At 69.3% G+C, this 17,927-nt stretch carries 19 protein-coding genes; 5 read left to right on the top strand and 14 right to left on the bottom strand.

Annotation, left to right across the window (positions count from 1 at the left end; translation table 11 throughout):
• From ACFX43_RS18665 to ACFX43_RS18655, 3 genes are read right to left on the bottom strand one after another with little or no spacing between them, the layout of a single operon-like run.
• Positions 1-258, bottom strand: coding sequence for a hypothetical protein (locus tag ACFX43_RS18665; protein WP_355224344.1), 258 nt, complete (start codon positions 256-258; stop codon positions 1-3).
• Between the two features lie 42 nt (positions 259-300).
• Complete coding sequence (locus ACFX43_RS18660) at positions 301-954, bottom strand: hypothetical protein (RefSeq protein WP_378831878.1); 654 nt, start codon at positions 952-954, stop codon at positions 301-303.
• Positions 944-1,408 carry a pyridoxamine 5'-phosphate oxidase family protein gene (locus ACFX43_RS18655; protein ID WP_378831873.1) on the bottom strand — a complete coding sequence of 155 codons (465 nt, stop codon included), beginning with the start codon at positions 1,406-1,408 and terminating at the stop codon, positions 944-946. The genes ACFX43_RS18660 and ACFX43_RS18655 overlap by 11 nt, the downstream gene beginning before the upstream one ends.
• Before the next feature lie 74 nt (positions 1,409-1,482).
• On the opposite strand from ACFX43_RS18655, the gene ACFX43_RS18650 reads away from it, so the two are divergent.
• Positions 1,483-1,779: a DUF1905 domain-containing protein gene (locus ACFX43_RS18650; RefSeq protein ID WP_378831868.1), complete on the top strand. Its 297-nt coding sequence runs from the start codon at positions 1,483-1,485 to the stop codon at positions 1,777-1,779.
• 54 nt (positions 1,780-1,833) lie between these two features.
• Positions 1,834-2,736, top strand: coding sequence for an aminoglycoside phosphotransferase family protein (locus ACFX43_RS18645; RefSeq protein ID WP_378831863.1), 903 nt, complete (start codon positions 1,834-1,836; stop codon positions 2,734-2,736).
• Positions 2,737-3,137: 401 nt separating this feature from the next.
• Here ACFX43_RS18645 and ACFX43_RS18640 read toward each other — a convergent pair whose 3' ends face one another.
• The 9 genes from ACFX43_RS18640 to ACFX43_RS18600 all read right to left on the bottom strand — a co-directional run bounded on the left by ACFX43_RS18640 (position 3,138) and on the right by ACFX43_RS18600 (position 14,404).
• Entirely contained in the window at positions 3,138-4,529 is a 1,392-nt protein-coding gene (locus ACFX43_RS18640; protein WP_378831856.1) for a M16 family metallopeptidase, read from the bottom strand.
• 5 nt (positions 4,530-4,534) lie between these two features.
• On the bottom strand, positions 4,535-6,796 hold the full coding sequence (locus tag ACFX43_RS18635) for a polyribonucleotide nucleotidyltransferase (protein ID WP_378831853.1): 2,262 nt from the start codon (positions 6,794-6,796) through the stop codon (positions 4,535-4,537).
• A 266-nt stretch (positions 6,797-7,062) separates the two neighbouring features.
• Positions 7,063-8,247, bottom strand: coding sequence for a molybdopterin-dependent oxidoreductase (locus ACFX43_RS18630; protein WP_378831849.1), 1,185 nt, complete (start codon positions 8,245-8,247; stop codon positions 7,063-7,065).
• A gap of 23 nt (positions 8,248-8,270) precedes the next feature.
• The gene (locus ACFX43_RS18625; RefSeq protein ID WP_378831842.1) at positions 8,271-10,358 is read right to left on the bottom strand and encodes an MMPL family transporter; all 2,088 of its coding nucleotides are present in this window, start codon (positions 10,356-10,358) and stop codon (positions 8,271-8,273) included.
• 128 nt (positions 10,359-10,486) lie between these two features.
• Entirely contained in the window at positions 10,487-10,762 is a 276-nt protein-coding gene (gene rpsO / locus ACFX43_RS18620; RefSeq protein WP_008363208.1) for a 30S ribosomal protein S15, read from the bottom strand.
• Positions 10,763-11,062: 300 nt separating this feature from the next.
• Complete coding sequence (locus ACFX43_RS18615; RefSeq protein WP_378831827.1) at positions 11,063-12,214, bottom strand: hypothetical protein; 1,152 nt, start codon at positions 12,212-12,214, stop codon at positions 11,063-11,065.
• Entirely contained in the window at positions 12,211-12,537 is a 327-nt protein-coding gene (locus ACFX43_RS18610; protein ID WP_045548854.1) for a PadR family transcriptional regulator, read from the bottom strand. The genes ACFX43_RS18615 and ACFX43_RS18610 overlap by 4 nt, the downstream gene beginning before the upstream one ends.
• Before the next feature lie 127 nt (positions 12,538-12,664).
• The gene (locus ACFX43_RS18605) at positions 12,665-13,552 is read right to left on the bottom strand and encodes a hypothetical protein (protein ID WP_378831816.1); all 888 of its coding nucleotides are present in this window, start codon (positions 13,550-13,552) and stop codon (positions 12,665-12,667) included.
• A 48-nt stretch (positions 13,553-13,600) separates the two neighbouring features.
• Positions 13,601-14,404, bottom strand: coding sequence for a bifunctional riboflavin kinase/FAD synthetase (locus ACFX43_RS18600; protein WP_378831813.1), 804 nt, complete (start codon positions 14,402-14,404; stop codon positions 13,601-13,603).
• Here ACFX43_RS18600 and ACFX43_RS18595 point away from each other — a divergent pair.
• Both ACFX43_RS18595 and ACFX43_RS18590 read left to right on the top strand, forming a co-directional pair.
• The gene (locus ACFX43_RS18595) at positions 14,381-14,737 is read left to right on the top strand and encodes a hypothetical protein (RefSeq protein ID WP_378831808.1); all 357 of its coding nucleotides are present in this window, start codon (positions 14,381-14,383) and stop codon (positions 14,735-14,737) included. The two genes, ACFX43_RS18600 and ACFX43_RS18595, sit on opposite strands and share 24 nt — an antisense overlap.
• Positions 14,734-15,009, top strand: coding sequence for a DUF4873 domain-containing protein (locus ACFX43_RS18590; protein WP_378831801.1), 276 nt, complete (start codon positions 14,734-14,736; stop codon positions 15,007-15,009). Before ACFX43_RS18595 ends, ACFX43_RS18590 begins: the two co-directional genes overlap by 4 nt.
• Positions 15,010-15,023: 14 nt before the next feature.
• On the opposite strand, the gene ACFX43_RS18585 is transcribed toward ACFX43_RS18590, so the two are convergent.
• Positions 15,024-15,785, bottom strand: a complete 762-nt coding sequence (locus tag ACFX43_RS18585; RefSeq protein ID WP_378831795.1) for a sulfite exporter TauE/SafE family protein — start codon at positions 15,783-15,785, stop codon at positions 15,024-15,026.
• Positions 15,782-16,483 (bottom strand): FadR/GntR family transcriptional regulator, encoded by a 702-nt coding sequence (locus ACFX43_RS18580; RefSeq protein WP_378831792.1) that lies wholly within the window; start codon positions 16,481-16,483, stop codon positions 15,782-15,784. The genes ACFX43_RS18585 and ACFX43_RS18580 overlap by 4 nt, the downstream gene beginning before the upstream one ends.
• 110 nt (positions 16,484-16,593) lie before the next feature.
• Between ACFX43_RS18580 and ACFX43_RS18575 the strand changes: the two genes are divergently transcribed.
• Positions 16,594-17,922, top strand: a complete 1,329-nt coding sequence (locus ACFX43_RS18575; RefSeq protein ID WP_378831783.1) for an SLC13 family permease — start codon at positions 16,594-16,596, stop codon at positions 17,920-17,922.
• Positions 17,923-17,927 lie beyond the last annotated feature (5 nt).

The following is a 17,927-nucleotide window of genomic DNA, read 5'->3' as shown; positions in this document are numbered from 1 at the left end:
TCACCCGAGCGCAACGACGCGCAGCTGGTGAGGTGGTGGACAGTTCTGCACCCATTGATCCCGGCACTCCCGGCACAACAGGTAGGTGTGGGTGCACCGGTCGTCGGGACAGAGCACGGTCACCGCGTACGCCGCCACCTCGCCACAAGGCTCTGCGTCGCTGTCCGGGCTGCCACAGCTGCACTCGCAGGCAGGCCGCTCGCCGAGCTCCTCCTCGAGCCGCTCGATCTCCTCATCGATGGTCGTGCTGATGGTCATGACATCTCCTCCGTCTGGATCGGATGTCGTCCTCACCACCACCTAAACAGAGACCACCGACAGTTCTGCCTCATGGATCGTGGTCTCGAAGCCGAGATCGGGCCGTGAGCCGCCGACCGGGGTCAGCTGCACGACGACCCCGGTCGCGACGTCCAGCGCGACGTCGTACGCCTCGGGGTAGACCGTCCCCGCGGACGGCTCCCAACCCGGGTCGCCGTCGCCGTACTCGTAGCGGTCGGAGACCCAGGACCACAGCAGCGGACAGCAACCGCACCGCGGCTCGTACCCGTCCCCGGGCACCGCTCTCGCCCACCAGGTCTCCCGACCCGCTCGCTCCTCCGAACGCAGGTCGCTCAGCACGACGTCGGCGGAGAGCTCCTCGGGATCGAGCATCGACACGAAGAAGTAGTTGTTCCACATCGGGTCGTCGATGTCGTGGGTGTAGGCCCGCGACCGGCTCTCCACGAGACCGTCGGCGCGCAGGACCGGCTCCGGATCGAACACCGGAGCCTCACCCCTGATCACGCGATCACCGGTGGCATCGTGCACGCGGAGCCAGCCAGGTCTGCGCAACCAGCACTCGATGTCGCCGTCGTCCAGCGTCCGCCAGGTGAAGCGCAGAGCGGAGAAGCGCCACGGCGACGATCGGGCGAGCGCCCGGAAGGTGTCCTCGGTCAGCGGGATCTCAGCTTCCATCGGACCCACCCTCGTCCAGCCAGCGGCCGTTCCGCATCAGGTGGCGTCCCTCGAGCTCGTTCGACTCGCGCCACGCCTGGATCTTCGTCGGCCGGACGCGGATCAGACTGTCCGCCCAGCTGCTCGGGTCACCGCCCTGCTTCTCGGCGTAGATCTCCAGGACCCGCTTCGGCGTACGCTCCATCGGCTCGACCTCGGCACGACCGTCGATGATCACGACGTCGCGCAGCTCGCCGAGCGCCAGGCGTACGACCGGGGAGGCGGTGAGGTTGCGCTGGGTGCGCGCCCCGCCCATGCTCGCGATCCAGATCTCGCCCTCCCACCACACGAACGAGATCGGCACCAGCCACGGCTGGTCGTCGTGCGCGGACGCGATCCACAGGTCGATGTCGTTCTCCAGACGGGCGCGGGTGTCGGAGAGTCTCTGGGCGAGGGAGCGAGGGTCGGCGGCCATGGCCGCACCCTAAGCCGCGGTCGCCCCGGCGGCGTAGCGGTTTCCGGATGAGGCTTTGGGGGGAAGATGGGCACATGGAGACCTGGGAGTTCGAGGCCGACCTGTGGCCGTGGAAGGACACGACCGATGCCTGGATCTTCGTGACCGCGCCACCCGAGGTCACCGAGGACATCCGCGAGGCGTCGATCGCGACCGGTCCGCCCCGCGGCTTCGGGTCGGTGAGGGTAGAGGCGCGGATCGGCACGACCACCTGGAGGACGTCGGTCTTCCCAGGCCAGGAGGGCTATGCGCTGCCGATCAAGAAGGACGTACGCCGGCGCGAGGACCTCCAGGTCGGCGACCGTGCGCTCGTCTCGATCACCCTCGTCTGACCTTCGCGAAAATCCCGCGCGGAGCCGGGCACCGGCATGGTTGGCTCGGCCACGATGAGCGCCCGGATGCACGACGACGAGCTGATGATCGACGCGGACCTGGTGCGGTCCCTGCTGAGGCGGGACCTCACCGCGTACGCAGAGCTTCCCCTCCGCCCCCTGGACTCGACCGGGTCGACCAACCGGCTCTTCCGGCTGGGCGAGGAGCATCTCGTACGCCTCCCCCGCCAGCCCCGCGGATCCGCCACGATCACGCAGGAGGCGCGCTGGCTGCCCGGCTTCGCGACCAACCTCGCGGTGGCGACGCCCGAGGTGGTGACGGTCGGCGAGCCAGGCTTCGGCTACCCCGAGCGCTGGAGCGTGGTGCGCTGGCTCGACGGCGAGAAGCCTGCCCCCGGCGCGGGTGACGTCACCGCCGCGGACCTGGCCTCGGTCGTGACCGGGCTCCGCCGGACCGAGGTGCCCCAGGAGGCACTCGATGACCCCGAGCTGCGCTGGTATCGCGGCGAGCCGATCGCCGGCTTCGACGCCGACGTCCGGTCGAAGCTGCGTGAGTGTCGCGAGCTCGCCGATCTCGAGCTGGACCTGGACGCGGTCGAGACCGTCTGGGACGAGGTGATGGCCCTGCCCCCGGCGGAGGCCGGGCCGCACTGGCTCCATGGCGACCTGCTCGCCGAGAACCTCCTCGCCCGCGACGGTCGCCTCACCGCCGTACTCGACTTCGGCGCTCTCTCCGTCGGCGACCCCACCGTCGATCTGATCTGCGCCTGGGAGCTCCTCGACGCCGCCGGCCGCGACGAGTTCCGCAGGATCTTGGACATCGACGACGCCACCTGGCTCCGCAGCCGCGGCTGGGCTCTCTTCATCTCCCTCATGACCTTCCCCTACTACTGGCAGACCATGCCCGTACGCTGCGCCGACCGTCTCGTCATGGCCCGGGCGGTTTTGGCGGGCTGAGCGGGCTTGAGTCCCAGCGTGGGTGGGGCCAATACGGTGTTTGGGTTGGGAGATTTAGAAGCAGGGTGTCTGGGTGGGGTGCCATTTGGCTGTCTTGCGGGCTTCCAGCAGCGGTCTGGGTTTTGTTGGGGATACCTGTCCCTGATTGGGTTCGAATGTTTTGCGTTGTGTGGTAGGCTCGGCGCAGGCGTAAACGTGAAGGCCGACCACCTCGAAAGAGGCGTGCTCTTTCTGCCCGGGAGACAACGGGGGTGGGGTAATCCAGGGGAACCAGGGGCGTGAACGCTGAGCTGCGAGGGTAAGTAATAGCCCGTACTNGAGTAACCGCGCGAAGCGCGGAGTCGGCTCGTCATGACGAGCCGACTCGACCGAAAGTCCGGTCAGGACGCGCCGACTCGGCGTCAGGCCGGTCCCACTACCGCCAGGATCTCGGGACGGGTGAGGATCTCGGCAGCGACCTCACGGCACTCCTCCAGAGTGACCGCGTCGATCCGCGCCAGCACCTCGTCGATCGAGTAGAGCTCGCGGTGGACCAGCTCGGCGCGGCCGATGCGGGACATCCGGGAGGCCGAGTCCTCCAGACCCAGCACGAGGCCGCCACGCAGCTGGCCCTTGCCGAGCTCGAGCTCCTCGGCGGTGATGCCGTCGCGGGCGACGGCGGCCAACTCGGAGCGTACGACATCGAGGACCTCGTCGAGCTTGGCCGGCAGGCAGCCGACCTGGACCCCGAAGAGACCCGTCTCGGCGTGGCTGTAGGCGTAGGAGTAGACCGAGTAGGCCAGGCCCCGGTGTTCGCGGACCTCCTGGAAGAGCCGTGAGGAGGTGGCGCCGCCGACGGCGGTGTTGACCACCTCGAAGGCGAAGCGGCGGTCGTCGCCACGCTGCAGCCCCTCACGGGCCAGGATGACGTTGACCTGCTCCAGCGGACGCTGGGCGCTGACCTCACCGGGAGCGACCTCGAGCGGTGACCCCTCACGCGGAGGCACCGGCGCGGTCGATCCCCGCAGGAAGCCCGAGCCGGAGAACGCCTTCTCCACCATCGCCACGACCTCGTCGTGGTCGACGTTGCCGGCGACCGAGACGACCATCCTGGGCGCGACGTAGTGCGCCTGGTAGAAGTCGTTGATCTCCTCGCGGGTCAGCGCGGCGATCGAGGCCTCCGTGCCGGCGATGCCCCGCCCGAGCGGTGTCTCGGCCCCCCACGCCTGCGCTGAGACGAGGTTGTGGATCACGTCGTCGGGGTCGTCGTCGTGCATCGCGATCTCGTCGAGGATCACGTCACGCTCGGCCTCCACGTCCTCCTCCGTGATCAGCGAGGAGGTCAGCATGTCGCCCACGACGTCGATCGCCAGCGGCAGGTCGACGTCGAGCACCCGCGCGTGGAAGCACGTGTACTCCTTGGCGGTGTAGGCGTTGAACTCCCCGCCGACGCGGTCCATCGAGGAGGAGATCTCCAAGGCCGTACGCGACGGGGTGCCCTTGAACAGCAGGTGCTCGAGGAAGTGCGAGCAGCCGTGCTGACGCGCGGTCTCGTCGCGGGACCCGACGCCGATGAATACGCCGATGGCTGCCGAACGGACCCCGGCCATCTGCTCGGTCACGATCCGCAGGCCCGAGGGATGGACCGTGCGGCGTACGAGCGACGTCACCGCGCCGTTGACCTCGGTCTGCTCGAGGGTGACGGTGGTGCCGGGCTCCTGGTTATAGCCGGAGGACCGGCCGACACCTGCGTGTCGACCGGTCCCCCGTGCCGAAGCGGAGCCAGAGGCAATCCGCTCCGTGGTGCGTGACACCAAGGTCACTCCTCGTCTGCGGCCTCGGTGGCGGTCTCCGCAGGAGTCTCCTCGGAAGGAGCCTCCTCCTCGAGCACCGGGGCCAGCGAGAGCTTGCCGCGGTCGTCGATCTCGGCGATCTCGACCTGGATCTTCTGGCCGACCTCGACGACGTCCTCCACCGACTCGACCCGCTTGCCGCCGTTGAGGGCGCGCAGCTTGGTGATGTGGAGCAGGCCGTCCTTGCCCGGGAGCAGGGCGACGAACGCGCCGAAGTTGGTCGTCTTCACGACCGTGCCGAGGTAGCGCTCGCCGACCTCGGGCATGGTCGGGTTGGCGATCGCGTTGACCGCCGCACGGGCGGCCTCGGCGGCGCCGCCGTCGGTCGCGCCGATGAGCACCGTGCCGTCGTCCTCGATGGAGATCTGGGCGCCGGTGTCGTCCTGGATCTGGTTGATGACCTTGCCCTTGGGCCCGATCAGCTCGCCGATCTTGTCGACGGGGACCTTCACGGTGATGATCCGCGGAGCGGTCGGAGCCATCTCCTCGACGCCGCCGATGGCCTCGTGCATGACGTCCAGGATGGTCGTACGCGCGTCCTTGGCCTGGTTGAGGGCCTGGGCGAGGACCTCGGCCGGGATGCCGTCGAGCTTGGTGTCGAGCTGCAGCGCGGTCACGAACTCCGCGGTGCCGGCGACCTTGAAGTCCATGTCGCCGAAGGCGTCCTCGGCACCGAGGATGTCGGTCAGCGCGACGTACTTCGTCTCGCCGTCGATCTCACCGGAGATCAGACCCATCGCGATGCCGGCGACCGGAGCCTTGAGCGGGACACCGGCGTTGAGCAGCGACATCGTCGAGGCGCAGACCGAGCCCATCGAGGTGGAGCCGTTGGAGCCCATCGCCTCGGAGAGCTGGCGGATCGCGTAGGGGAACTCCTCGCGGCTCGGGAGCACCGGCAGGAGCGCGCGGCGGGCGAGCGCACCATGGCCGACCTCGCGACGCTTGGGCGAGCCCACGCGGCCGGTCTCACCGGTGGAGAACGGCGGGAAGATGTACTTGTGCATGTAGCGACGGTGCTTCTCCGGGGAGAGCGTGTCGAGCTGCTGCTCCATCTTGAGCATGTCGAGGGTGGTGACACCCAGGATCTGGGTCTCGCCGCGCTCGAAGAGCGCCGAGCCGTGGACCCGCGGGATCACGCCGACCTCGGAGTGCAACGGACGGATGTCGGCCAGGCCGCGACCGTCGATGCGGACCTTGTCGCGCAGGACCTGGGTGCGGATGGCCTTCTTGGTGATGGCCTTGTACGCCGCACCGATCTCGCCCTCGCGACCCTCGAACTGGGCGCCGATCTTCTCGAGCAGGGCGACCTTGATCCGATCGCCCTCCTCCTCGCGCTCCAGCTTGGTCAGGACGCGCTCGCGCGAGCCCTTGACGCTGTAGAGGTCGGTGACGTCGGCGCCGACGGTGGCCTCGACGGCCTCGTAGACGTCGTCCTGGTAGTCCAGGAAGACCGGGTAGTCCTGCACCGGCTTGGCGGCCTGCTTGGCCAGCTCGGCCTGAGCCTCGACCAGCTGCTTGATGAACGGCTTGGCGGCGTCCAGACCACCGGCCACGATCGGCTCGGTCGGCGCCTGGGCGCCGGACTGGACCAGGTCCCAGGTCTGCTCGGTGGACTCGGCCTCGACCATCATGATGGCGACGTCGCCGGTGTCGGTGACGCGGCCGGCGACGACCATGTCGAAGACGGCGTTCTCGAGCTGGCTGTGGGTCGGGAAGGCGACCCACTGGCCCTCGATCAGGGCGACGCGCACGCCGCCGACCGGGCCGGAGAACGGCAGGCCGGAGAGCTGGGTCGACATCGACGCGGCGTTGATCGCGAGCACGTCGTAGGGCTGGTCGGGGTCGAGCGCCATGACGGTGATGACGACCTGGACCTCGTTGCGCAGACCCTTCTTGAAGGTCGGGCGCAGCGGGCGGTCGATCAGGCGGCAGGTGAGGATCGCGTCCTCGCCCGGGCGACCCTCGGAGCGGAAGAAGGAGCCGGGGATCTTGCCCGCGGCGTACATCCGCTCCTCGACGTCGATGGTGAGCGGGAAGAAGTCGAAGTGGTCCTTCGGCTGCTTGGAGGCGGTGGTCGCCGAGAGCAGCATCGTCTCGTCGTCGAGGTAGGCGGTCACGGAACCCGCGGCCTGCCGGGCAAGCAGCCCGGTCTCGAACTTGACGGTGCGGGTGCCGAACTTGCCGTTGTCGATGGTCGTCTCGACGGCGGTGATGACTGGTTCAGTCAAGGATTCGTCCTTGTCTAGGTCTCGGAGCGCCCCCGCGCCGGGCGTGTGCACTCGTTGTGCACGGGGCCGGTCTTCGATCGAGACCCTCAGGTCCGCGACGGACCTGGGAATCACTACCGAGGACCGAGCCGGACGGGCGGGCCGCTCCTGGTGATGTGTTCCATTTTCCGAGTGCCTGCGCGGCTGGCGCTAGCACTCATCGCTCAGCCTATCCGTCCCCTGCCCGAAATGCGGAACGGAGGCACGTGCGTGCCTCCGCGACGACATCACACGACGGTGACGGGGTGACGTACGACGGCGTCGAAGAGGTAGCCACCGGGATTGTGGGCGGCGACGTCGGGCTGGGTGCGGCCGGCCCGGTCGGTGGCCCGGACGAGGATCTCGTACGCCCCCGGCTCGGGGTTGCGCCAGGTGTGGTCCCACTGCGCCCAACCGAGGCCGTGGCCGCCGGTGGGGCGGCCCGGGGCGTGCGGAACCGCCCGCGCCCAGGTCTCTCCCCCGTCAGTACTGATCTCGACGCGCGCGATCGGCGCGGCACCGGACCAGGAGCGGCCGCTCAGCACGATCCGGTCGCCGGCCGGGATCTCGGCGTTCCACTCGAGCTCGAGGGCGGAGCGGACCGGGTTGACGGTGAGCGGCCCGTCGACGTTGTACCACTTCGTGTCCCACGGCGAGGTCAGCACGCTCGTGGACACCTCCAGCGAGCCGAGCCACTTGATGCTCGCGATGCCGATCCAGCCGGGCAGCAGCAGCCGTAGCGGGAAGCCGTGGTCGGGCAGCAGGTCCTCACCGTTGGCACCCCAGACGAGCAGGGCGTCGTCGAACGCCTTCTCGATCGGGAACGGGCGCCGCACCCGGCCGTAGTCGACACCCTTGTCCACATAGCTGGCGTCGAGCCCGCTCGCCTGCACCGAGACCGCGTCCTGACGGATGCCGACGGCGGTCAGGACGTCCCCGAGGCGTACGCCCTTCCAGCGGACCGCGCCCACCGCACCGAGCGTCCACCTGGTGCCGCTGACCTCCTGGCCCTGCTGGGTGGTGAAGAAGCTGCGGCCGTTGCCGGTGCACTCGTGCACCGAGGTCGTCTCGACGTGCCGGAAGGCCTTGAGGTCGTCGAGGGTGAGCTTGACGCCGGCCGGGTCGCGCAGCCCGTCACCGAAGATCTCCAGCTCATACGTCTCCGGGTCGATCTGCGGGGTCGCGGTGTGGTTGCGCACGAAGAGGTCGGCCTGCGGGGTCAGGTAGCGGCGCGGGTCGACCGAGTCCCAGCGGGTCTCGGCGTTGGTGCCGTAGTCGATGAACCGCTCGACGGGCAGCGGCTTGAGGATCGCCGGAGCACCAGCGGCAGCGCCGGCCGTCGCTGAGTCAGTGACCTGGGTGGTGCCCACCGCTGCCACCCCCAGTGCCGCGGTGGTGAGGAAGGTGCGTCGGTTCAGACCTGGGGACGTCATGCCGGGATATTAACATGACCAACTTACTCTTGTTTAGGTTTCGCCAGTCGGCTCGGCCACCAGATCCGATCGCCGGCATCGAGGTTGATGGCGGTGACCAGGATCGACCGGACGATCATCGTGTCGAGCATGACCCCCAGCGCGACGGTCACCCCGATCTCGGCCAGGAAGACCATCGGCAGCGAGCCGAGCACCAGGAACGTCGCGGCGAGGACGACGCCCGCCGAGGTGATCACGCCACCGGTCGAGGTCAGGCCGACGAGCGACCCTGCCCGGGTGCCGAGGACCTGCGCCTCCTCACGCACCCTGGTCATCAGGAAGATGTTGTAGTCGATGCCCAGCGCGACCAGGAACACGAAGGCGAACAGTGGGAACCCCGGGTCCGTGCCGGCGAAGCCGAAGACGAACTCGAAGAGCAGCACCGATATGCCCAGTGCTGCCCCGAACGACAGGATCACCGTGCCGAGCAGGATCAACGGGGCGACCAGCGCCCGCAGGAGCACCATCAACACAAGCAGCACGACCAGCAGGACGATCGGGATGATCACCAGGTTGTCGCGCTGACTGGCATCGAGGGTGTCGAGCATCATCGCCGAGGTTCCGGTGACCAGCGCGGCCGAGCCGTCCACCTCCTGCACCGCGGAGCGTGCGGCGGCCACGATGTCGTACGCCTCGGGCGAGGTCACGTCGGCGTCCACCACCGCCGCGATCGCGACGACGCCGTCCTGTGGCGGGCCGAGCGGGAAGCTCACCATCTCCCCCGCCGGGGTCTCGGTGGGCACCAGCCCGTCGACGCCGTCGAGCTCCTGCTGCACCTGCTCCTGCGCCGCCGCGTCCGCGACCACGAGCAGCTGGTTGGACTGGTCGGCCATCTCGTGGTCGACCAGCACCTGCTGGCCGGTGATCGAGTCGAACTCCTTGGTGTAGGTCTCGTCCGACGCCAGTCCGTTGGCGTCGAGCCGGAACAGGCCGAGGCAGGCGAGGAGCAGAATGCCGGTCGTCACGACCCAGACCCTGCGCGGCCGGACCGAGACCATCCGGCCGACCCTCGCCCACAGCCCGGTACCGGTCGGGTCCACGGATCCGTACGCCGGCCGCTTCGGCCAGAAGACCCACCGGCCGCAGATGACCAGCAGAGCGGGCAGGAGGGTGACCATCACCAGATAGGTCACCCCGATCCCGACGGCCACGACCGGCCCCATGCCGGCGGTCGAGTTCATCTCCGCGAAGGTCAGGCAGAGCATGGCCAGGGCCACGGTCACGGCGCTGGCGAGGATCGCCGGAGCGGCACGGTGCAGGGCATGCGCCATCGCGTCGTGACGGTCCTCGAAGTTGCGCAGCTCCTCGCGGTAGCGGGAGACCAGCAGCAGGGCGTAGTCGGTGCCGGCACCGATCGCCAGGATGCTCAAGATGGCCTGGCTCTGGCCGTTGACGGTCAGCCCTGCCTCCTTCGCCAGGAAGTAGACCAGGCCCATCGTCACACCCAGGCCGACCACCACCGAGACGATCGGGAAGAGCCAGAGCACGGGGCTGCGATAGACGAACAGCAAGATGACCACGACCACCGCGAGCGCGGCCAGCAGGAGCGTCGTGTCGATGCCGCCGAACGCCTCCGCCGCATCGGCCGCGGAGCCACCCTGGCCGGTGACGTGCAGCCGTACGCCGTCGTGGTCGGCGATCCCGCGGACCTCGTCGACGAGGTCGGGCATCTTGTTCCAGCCGTCGGAGCCGAGGTCGAAGGTCACGGTGAGCTGGGCGACCTCGCCGTCCTCGGACAGCAGCGGCGGCTCGATCTCGCCCTCGACCCCGTCGAGACCGCCGAGCTCGGCGATGTCACCCGAGGCGACCGCAGCGAGGTCGGCTCCGGTGGTGGTGGTCGAGGTGTAGACGAGCGTGGTGGGGATCGCGTTGGGGTTCTGGAAGGGGCTCATCTTGTCGAACCCGCGGGTCGACTCCGCCGACTCCGGCAGCCAGGAGCTGGCCTCGTTGTTCTGCACCTCGGTCAGCTTCCCTGCGAACCCGCCGAGGGCGACCACAGCGAGCAGCCAGAACACCACCACGACGTACTTGGTCTTCGGCCCGGTCAGTTTGCCCGCAATCTGTCGATGCACGGTCTCAACACTGCGCCTGATTCACCCGAGAACGGGCAGGAATGCCCACTCGGGCGCAACCTTCCCTAAAACAGGCGAACGGGCCGCCCCCGATGTGGGGGCGGCCCGCTGCTGCGAAGATCAGGAGATCAACGACGAAGGCCGAGCTTCTCGATGATCGAACGGTAGCGCTCGATGTCCTTCTTCTGAAGGTAGTTGAGAAGGCGGCGGCGCTGGCCGACGAGCAGCAGCAGACCACGCCGGCTGTGGTGGTCGTGCTTGTGCTCCTTGAGGTGGTCGGTCAGGTGGGAGATGCGGTGCGACAGCAGCGCGATCTGCACCTCCGGCGAGCCGGTGTCACCCTCGGTCGTAGCGTACTCGGCGATGATCTTCTTCTTGGTCTCCGCGTCAGTTCCAACTGCCATGCGAAGGCTCCCTTCCGGCCCGTAGGCCTACTCGTTGCGCGGCGCGCCCGGGCCTGTTCACCGGGGCACTCTTGGTCCGCGGCCGATTTCACGGCTTGAGCCGCCGACCCCCATGGGTCGACAACCCGAGAAGATTAACAGCGAGCCGGCGTACGCCCCGAATCGCCGCCGGATCAGGCCACGAGCACGAGACGCGCCACCAGCCGGCGCAACCTCCACCAGAACTTCATCACTCTCCCCCTCGTCTCTCCCGCCAATGGGTTCGACGCTGTGGAGCCGGGTTCGGTTGCATCGATCAGCTCATGGTTTCTCAGCGGCGCTCGGCGAGGCACTGGGCGAGCTCGCCGTGATCCCGGGAAGCGACGCCTTCGGTACGGTCGCCAGCGGCGGCTCCTGGATCGCCGGTGCGTCCTCGCTCCCCTCAGCGAACGCGTTCGGGTCGAGCGCGGTGTCCGGCTGGACCCGGCTGGGCAGCGGGAAGACGTTGTAGAGCTGCGCGGCACCGTTGGACCACGGGTAGAAGATCCGCGGCTGCAGCGGCTCACCGGTCATCTCGTCGGTGCAGACGACCTCGGCCATGTCGAGCTCGTCGCCGGTGACCGGCGGGAGCGGAGCTGCGGCCGTCGAGGTGCAGTCGGGCTGGGTGACGACGTCGATCGGCTTCCCCTCCTGGTCGAAGAGCTGGACGCCGGTCAGCGGCTTGCCCGAGGCGTCGTACGGGTAGATGTTGCTGACCCACTTCCCGTTGGAGTAGATCCCGGCCTGCTCGTCGATCGGCGCGGCGTACCCGCTGCCGGCACCGGCCTCGTTGAAGCCGTCGCTCCAGCCACGGTCGTAGTCGGTGCTGCCACCACCCCCGCTCGCCCAGGTCATGAAGAGCACGAACGCGGCGAACGCGTTCAGACCCAGGAGCACGACCCGTGCGGCGGTCCCCCGCTCACCTCCGGGCCAGATGCGACCGGCGCCGATGAACATGCTGACCGCCACCGCGACGATGAGGAGCAGCACGGCCGGGGCGCTCGACATGCTCCACCCGAAGATCGCCGAGACCAGCCAGGCCGCGGCCCAGGCGCGCACGATCCACCACAGCGGCCGCAGCCAGGCGACCCCGGGCCCCAGGTCCGTACGCAGCAGCTCGCCGCCCTTGGCGACCGCAGCGTCGAAGCGGTCGTGGCCGGCGTCCAGGAGCCCGTCGACCCGCTCCGCGAAGCCCCGGGGCGCCTTCACGCCTACTGGGATGCCCGCCGCGGCCCGCAGCTCCTTGGCGTACTCGACCGGGTCGCCGAGCGCGTCGGGACCGCGCTCCTCGACCAGCTCGGTGAAGTCGGCCTCGAGCCCGTCGGTGATGTCGCTGAGCACCTCCGGGTCGAGGTCGTCGAGCTCGCGGCGTACGCGAGCCAGGAAGAGCCGCACCTCCGGCGCGACGTTCGGCTCGGCATCTGTGGTCGTCATGCGCTTGCCCCTCGGAGGATCTCGGTGACGGTGGTGGAGAAGTGGGACCAGTCCTCGCTCTGCTGCTTGAGCTGGCCTTGCCCGGCAGGTGTGATGCCGTAGTACTTGCGGTGCGGACCGGACTCCGACGGGACGACGTAGGAGGTCAGGGCGCCGGCGGCGTACAGCCGCCGCAGGGTGCCGTAGACCGACGCGTCGCCGACGTCCGTGAGCCCGCTGTCGCGGAGCTTGCGGACGATGTCGTAGCCGTACGCGTCCTCGCCGTCGACGACGGCCAGGACGGTCAGGTCGAGCACCCCTTTGAGCAGCTGGGTGGTATCCATGCTTGGCACACTACTACGCAGTGCGCACTACTTGCCAGAGCATTGCACCGCGCGCCGCCGAAGAGCTCAGCGACGTCGACGAGCCGGCCTGAACCCGGCCCTGGACCCGGCCCTGGAACGGCCTCGGCTAGGACCGGCCGCGTACGTCGCGTACGAAGTCCTTCCAGGCGGCCGTGTCGCCGGCCGGCCCGGAGGCCCGGGTGGGGCCGGTGAAGGTGCGCACCTGGACAGGCTGAACGGGCCGCCCCGACGGCGAGGCGGGCGCGAGGCGGGTCTGGGCGGTCGGCACCGCGACGCTGGAGCGCAGCTGCTGGCCGTAGCCACCCGGCGCTCCCCCAGGGCCACCGGGACCGCCGGGACCCGCGGGACCCCCGGGACCGCCAGGGCCGCCGGATCCGCCGGAGATGAGCGAGGACATCGGCGTGTACTCCTCCACCTCGTCGCTCTTGCCCGGCACCGCGAGCCAGATCAGCGCGATCAGGAACCCGGTCGCCCAGCCGTAGGTCAGTCCGTACGCAGCACCCGACTCGAGCGCTTCGCCGAGCGTGGCCACGAACGACGCGGAGTTGCCGGCGAGGTAGGAGTAGAGGCTCCCGGCGACCTGTCCGGCGGCGGTGGCCACGATCGCGGCGAACCAGCAGCCGAGGAACACCGGCCAGAACGCCCGCGGCCAGATGCCGATGGTGCCGAGCCAGGTCAGCAGCCAGGTGAGCACGAAGACGGTGCCGGTGAGGACGGCGGAGTTCACCAGGTCGTCGCCGGAGAAGAGGCCACTGAAGGAGCCGTCGCCGAAGTAGGTGAGCCGGTCGCCGAGCAGCGCGGCCACCCAGCCGGCCGAGTCGGTGCCGTTCTCCTCCATCCAGGTCGAGAACGGCGCGGAGCCGGAGAGGAACTGCAGGACCCAGAGGCCACCGGTGACCAGGACCGCGTTGAGGAAGGCCGGGATGCCGCCGCGCGGGCGCTCGGCCTCGACCTCGGTCTCGTAGGCGGACGTTGGGGTGGGGTGGGGATCCATAGCCAACAATTCAACCGCACCTGGACCCTGCTGAACAGGCCGCGGGGTCTACGGCTCGGTAAGACCCTGCTGAAGGATGGCGCGAGCCCGCACCACGTCGGCGCGCATCTCCTCGACGAGCGCGTCGATCCCCTCGAAGGCGACCATGCCGCGCAGCCGCTCCACGAAGGCGACCTCGACCTCGACGCCGTAGAGCTCCAGGTCGTCGCGGTCGAGCACGTAGGACTCGACCCGGCGCCCGACCACGCCCTCGAAGGTGGGGTTCGTGCCGACCGAGATGGCCGCGGGGAACCGCTCGCCGGTGTCGCGCCGCGTCAGCCAGCCCGCGTAGATGCCGTCGGGCGGCACCGCGGTCAGCGAGTCGGTGGGCACGTTGGCCGTCGGGAAGCCGAGCTCGCGGCCACGCTGGTCGCCCTTCACGACGACGCCGCGCACCGAGTAGGGGCGGCCGAGTGCCTCGGCGGCGCCGGTGACGTCACCGGTCGCCAGACACGTACGGATGTAGGTCGAGGACCACACCTGGGGCCCGCCGTCGAGCGGGATCCCCTCGGCGGAGAAGTCGTGGATCTTGCCGTAGGCGACCAGGTCGGCCACATCGCCGGCGGCCTTGCAGCCGTAGCGGAAGTTGGCGCCGACCACGCACGCCTCGGCGTGCAGCGCGTCGACGAGCACGCGCTGGGCGAAGTCGTCGGGTGACCAGTTGGCCATCTCCATGTCGAACGGCAGCGCGAGTACGGCGTCGGCACCGGCCGCGAGCAGGAGCTCGGCGCGCTCCTCCATCGTGGTGAGCACACCGGGGGCGTGCTCGGGCCGCAGCACCGCCATCGGGTGCGGGTCGAACGTGACCGCCACCAGGGTGAGGTCCTTGGCGTCCGCCACCTCGCGCCCCCNGACGGCAAGCAGCTCATCGCGGCGACCTTCGCGCGGCTGCTCGGCGACACCTTCGGCCGGCTCGGTGTCGACGCCGCCGGTGCCGAGCCGTGGGCACACAGCCTCGTCGGGATCGGCGAGTCCGCGGGCCAGTGGTGGCTCGACCGGCGCACCATGTCCCGCGCCGCGTTCACCCGCTATCTGAGCGTGTTCGTCTGGCACGCACTGGAGGGCACCACCGCCGAATACGGCGTGGACCTGAGTGCTCTGGACCGTCCCGAGATCGTCACCCCGTTGCGAAAGAGCCCCCGATGAGCGACCACGAACCCCAGCACCTCTACGACGGCCCCGCGCGCCTCGAGTCCGAGCAAGGCACCTGGGAGGTCGATGTCGCGCTGCGCGGCGTCTTCCAGCCGATCGATGGCCACTTCCACTGGTACGGCCGCGTCGGCACGGCCCTCGACGGCGTACGCAACGGCCAGAGCGTCACCGTCCGCACCGACCATGGCGAGGCCGAGGGGCGGCTCTCCGACATCGACCCCTGGGGACGGTTCCGTGTCTCCGGGACGGGAAAGCCGCCGTTCTGACGCCGACATGAACCTCAGCGCACGAGCATGAGCGTCGCGGCGCCGATCCCGACGACCACGATCAGTGACCGCAGGACCGTGGCCGGCAGCCGGCGGCCGATGTGCGCCCCCACGTACCCGCCCACGACCGATCCAGCGGCGAGCAGGCCGACGGCCCGCCAGTCGAGGTCGGCGATGGCCAGGAAGATGACCGTCGCGACCACGTTCGAGGCCATCACCGCGAGCGTCTTGAGCGCGTTGACCGTACGGAACTCCAGGTCGGTCCCGAGCCCGAGCACGGCCATCATCATCACCCCGGACCCGGCACCGAAGTAGCCGCCGTAGGCGCCGGTCAGCGTCGCGAAGACCGAGGTGAACCCGGAGATCCGCACCCGCGGCTCGTCATCGGTGGCGTGCTGGCGCAGGAAGCGGCTCAGCCGCGGCTGCACGCCCACGAGGACGCAGGTGCCCAGGATCAGCCACGGCACGACCGCCTCGAAGACCGATCCCGGCAACCACAGCAGCAGCAACGCTCCGGCGATGCTGCCGGCGCCCGCGGTGATCAGCACCGCGGCGGTCACTCCCGGATGCTCGGCCAGCTCGCGCCGGTAGCCGAAGGAGCCGCTGAGTCCGGCCGGCGTCATCCCGACCGTGTTGGACGTGTTGGCCACGACCGGCGGGAGACCGACCGCGACCAGGACGGGAAAGCTGAGCAGCGAGGCGACGCCGACGGTGGAGGTGAGGATGCCCGCGCCCAGGCCCGCGGCGAGCACCACGAGCTGGTCGACCCACGTCATGCGTCGCGGAGCAGCGCGACGTCGCTGACCATCATGACGTGGCCGTGCATGGCGGCGGCGGCACGTTCGGCGTCGCCGGCAGCGATAGCGTCGGCGATCTTCTGGTGGCCGGCGAGCGACGTCTTGGGGCGGTCGGGCTGGGAGAGCGACTCGATGCGGGTCTCGCGGATCAGCTCGCTGATCTCGGACATCATCTGCTCGAGCAGAGGGGAGTGGGCCGCCTGGGTCACCGCCCGGTGGAACAGCTCGTCGCCGTGGACGCCGCGCCCGCCGCCAGCGATGTCCTCGTCCATCGCCTTCAGCGCCGCATCGATGCGGTCCAGGTCCTCCTGCGTACGCCGCTGTGCCGCCAGCGCGGCGAGCTTGGTCTCCAGCGCGTCACGTGCCTCGATGACGTCGGGGATCCGCTCCGCGTGCGCCCGGATCGCATCCGTGATGCGCTCGACCCGAGGCTTGTCGATCAGCACCGTGCCGTCGCCGTGGCGTACCGCGACGACGCCGATGACCTCGAGAGCGACCAGGGCCTGGCTGAGGGTCGCTCGGCTCACGCCGAGACTGGTGGCGAGCTGTCTCTCCGGCGGCAGCCGGTCTCCGGACTTCAGATCGTTCTCCGAGATCCAGGCCGTGATCTGCTCCGCGACCTGCTCGTACAGGCGGGTTCGCTGCAGTGGACGTGGAAAGCGCGCGGACTCACTCATGGCTACAGGGTATTGACGTTCGGCCGATTGTCCTATTGGCTAGGCCACTGAGCCGATGGTGATGCGAGTCACACCGGTGCCAGACGGGGGCCAAACAGAAGGGAAGTCCGATGGGACCGGAATGGGTGGCGATCATCGCGCTGGTCGCCTTGTTCGTGGCAGGCACGTTGCTGCCGATCAACATGGGAGCGCTCGCGTACGTCGCAGCGTGGCTTGTCGGGATGTTCGCGCTGAACCTCGATGAGAAGGAGATCCTGGCCGGAGTCAGTGCCGACCTGATCCTGACGCTGATAGGTGTGACCTATCTGTTCGCGATCGCGAGGAACAACGGCACGGTCGACCTGATCGTCAGCAGTGCCGTACGCGCGGTGGGCGGCAGGGTCGCCCTGATCCCGTGGGTGATGTTCGGCGTGACCGCGCTGTTGACCGCCATGGGTGCCGCCAGTCCGGCGGCCTGCGCGATCATCGGGCCGGTGGCGCTCGGGTTCGCGGGCCGCTACAAGATCAACCCGCTGATGATGGGCATGTTCGTCGTGCACGGTGCCCAGGGCGGTGGCTTCTCGCCGATCAGCATCTACGGCACGATCACCAACTCGGTCATGGTCGACAACGGCCTGCCCGCCAGCGAGATGACGATCTTCGTGGCCAGCCTGGTGGTCAACCTGATCATGGCGACCATCCTGTTCTTCGCCCTCGGCGGGCGATCGTTGATGAGCATGCGGCTCGACCCGGCCAAGGCGGCCAACGCCGCCGCCGGCGTACCGGGCGAGCTGAACGAGGGCGGCGTGACCGTCCCGGCCCGCGGCTACGGCACCGTCGCCCCGACCGGGACCAAGCCCGGCATCCGCACCGAGCAGGTCCTCACCCTGGCCGCCTTCGTGATCGTCGCCGCCGTCGCCCTGTTCTTCGACAAGAACATCGGCTTCGCCTCGATCACCGCGGCGACCGTCCTGGCGGCGCTCTCGCCGAGCCAGCACAAGGACGCCATCCGCCAGATCGCCTGGCCGACGGTCCTCCTGGTCGCCGGCGTCTCGACGTACGCCACGATCCTCAACACCGCCGGATCGCCTGAGTTCGTGGGTGGCTGGGCAGCGAGCCTGGGTGTCGCGGCCATCGGCGCGCTCATCCTCTGCTACGTAGGCGCGGTCGTCTCCGCGTTCGCCTCCTCGACGGCTCTGCTTCCGATCATCATCCCGATCTCGGTGCCGCTGATCGCCGAGGGCGGAATCTCCGCCGCCATGTTCGTGGCCGCGCTGGCGATCTCCTCGACCATCGTCGACGTGAGCCCGTTCTCCACCAACGGCGCGCTGATGCTCGCCAACCGGCCAGACACCATCACCGAGGAGCGCTACTACAAGCAGATCCTCGGCTACAGCGTCATCGTGGTGCTCGTCGGTCCCCTCCTGGTCTGGGCCACCATGGTCCTCCCGGGCTGGTGACGGGT

The sequence above is a fragment of the Nocardioides sp. YIM B13467 genome (assembly GCF_042788075.1).
Taxonomy (GTDB): Bacteria; Actinomycetota; Actinomycetes; order Propionibacteriales; family Nocardioidaceae; genus Nocardioides.
The sequence above is the reverse complement of the archived record's forward strand: the minus strand, read 5'-3'. Positions and strand labels throughout refer to the sequence as shown.

What these genes read in the sequence shown, in the direction of transcription:
- ACFX43_RS18665 (WP_355224344.1), bottom strand. Translation starts at nt 258, where the DNA reads ATGACCATCAGCACGACCATCGATGAGGAGATCGAGCGGCTCGAGGAG.
- ACFX43_RS18660 (WP_378831878.1), bottom strand. Translation starts at nt 954, where the DNA reads ATGGAAGCTGAGATCCCGCTGACCGAGGACACCTTCCGGGCGCTCGCC.
- ACFX43_RS18655 (WP_378831873.1), bottom strand. Translation starts at nt 1,408, where the DNA reads ATGGCCGCCGACCCTCGCTCCCTCGCCCAGAGACTCTCCGACACCCGC.
- ACFX43_RS18650 (WP_378831868.1), top strand. Translation starts at nt 1,483, where the DNA reads ATGGAGACCTGGGAGTTCGAGGCCGACCTGTGGCCGTGGAAGGACACG.
- ACFX43_RS18645 (WP_378831863.1), top strand. Translation starts at nt 1,834, where the DNA reads ATGAGCGCCCGGATGCACGACGACGAGCTGATGATCGACGCGGACCTG.
- ACFX43_RS18630 (WP_378831849.1), bottom strand. Translation starts at nt 8,247, where the DNA reads ATGACGTCCCCAGGTCTGAACCGACGCACCTTCCTCACCACCGCGGCA.
- rpsO (WP_008363208.1), bottom strand. Translation starts at nt 10,762, where the DNA reads ATGGCAGTTGGAACTGACGCGGAGACCAAGAAGAAGATCATCGCCGAG.
- ACFX43_RS18615 (WP_378831827.1), bottom strand. Translation starts at nt 12,214, where the DNA reads ATGACGACCACAGATGCCGAGCCGAACGTCGCGCCGGAGGTGCGGCTC.
- ACFX43_RS18610 (WP_045548854.1), bottom strand. Translation starts at nt 12,537, where the DNA reads ATGGATACCACCCAGCTGCTCAAAGGGGTGCTCGACCTGACCGTCCTG.
- ACFX43_RS18605 (WP_378831816.1), bottom strand. Translation starts at nt 13,552, where the DNA reads ATGGATCCCCACCCCACCCCAACGTCCGCCTACGAGACCGAGGTCGAG.
- ACFX43_RS18590 (WP_378831801.1), top strand. Translation starts at nt 14,734, where the DNA reads ATGAGCGACCACGAACCCCAGCACCTCTACGACGGCCCCGCGCGCCTC.
- ACFX43_RS18585 (WP_378831795.1), bottom strand. Translation starts at nt 15,785, where the DNA reads ATGACGTGGGTCGACCAGCTCGTGGTGCTCGCCGCGGGCCTGGGCGCG.
- ACFX43_RS18580 (WP_378831792.1), bottom strand. Translation starts at nt 16,483, where the DNA reads ATGAGTGAGTCCGCGCGCTTTCCACGTCCACTGCAGCGAACCCGCCTG.
- ACFX43_RS18575 (WP_378831783.1), top strand. Translation starts at nt 16,594, where the DNA reads ATGGGACCGGAATGGGTGGCGATCATCGCGCTGGTCGCCTTGTTCGTG.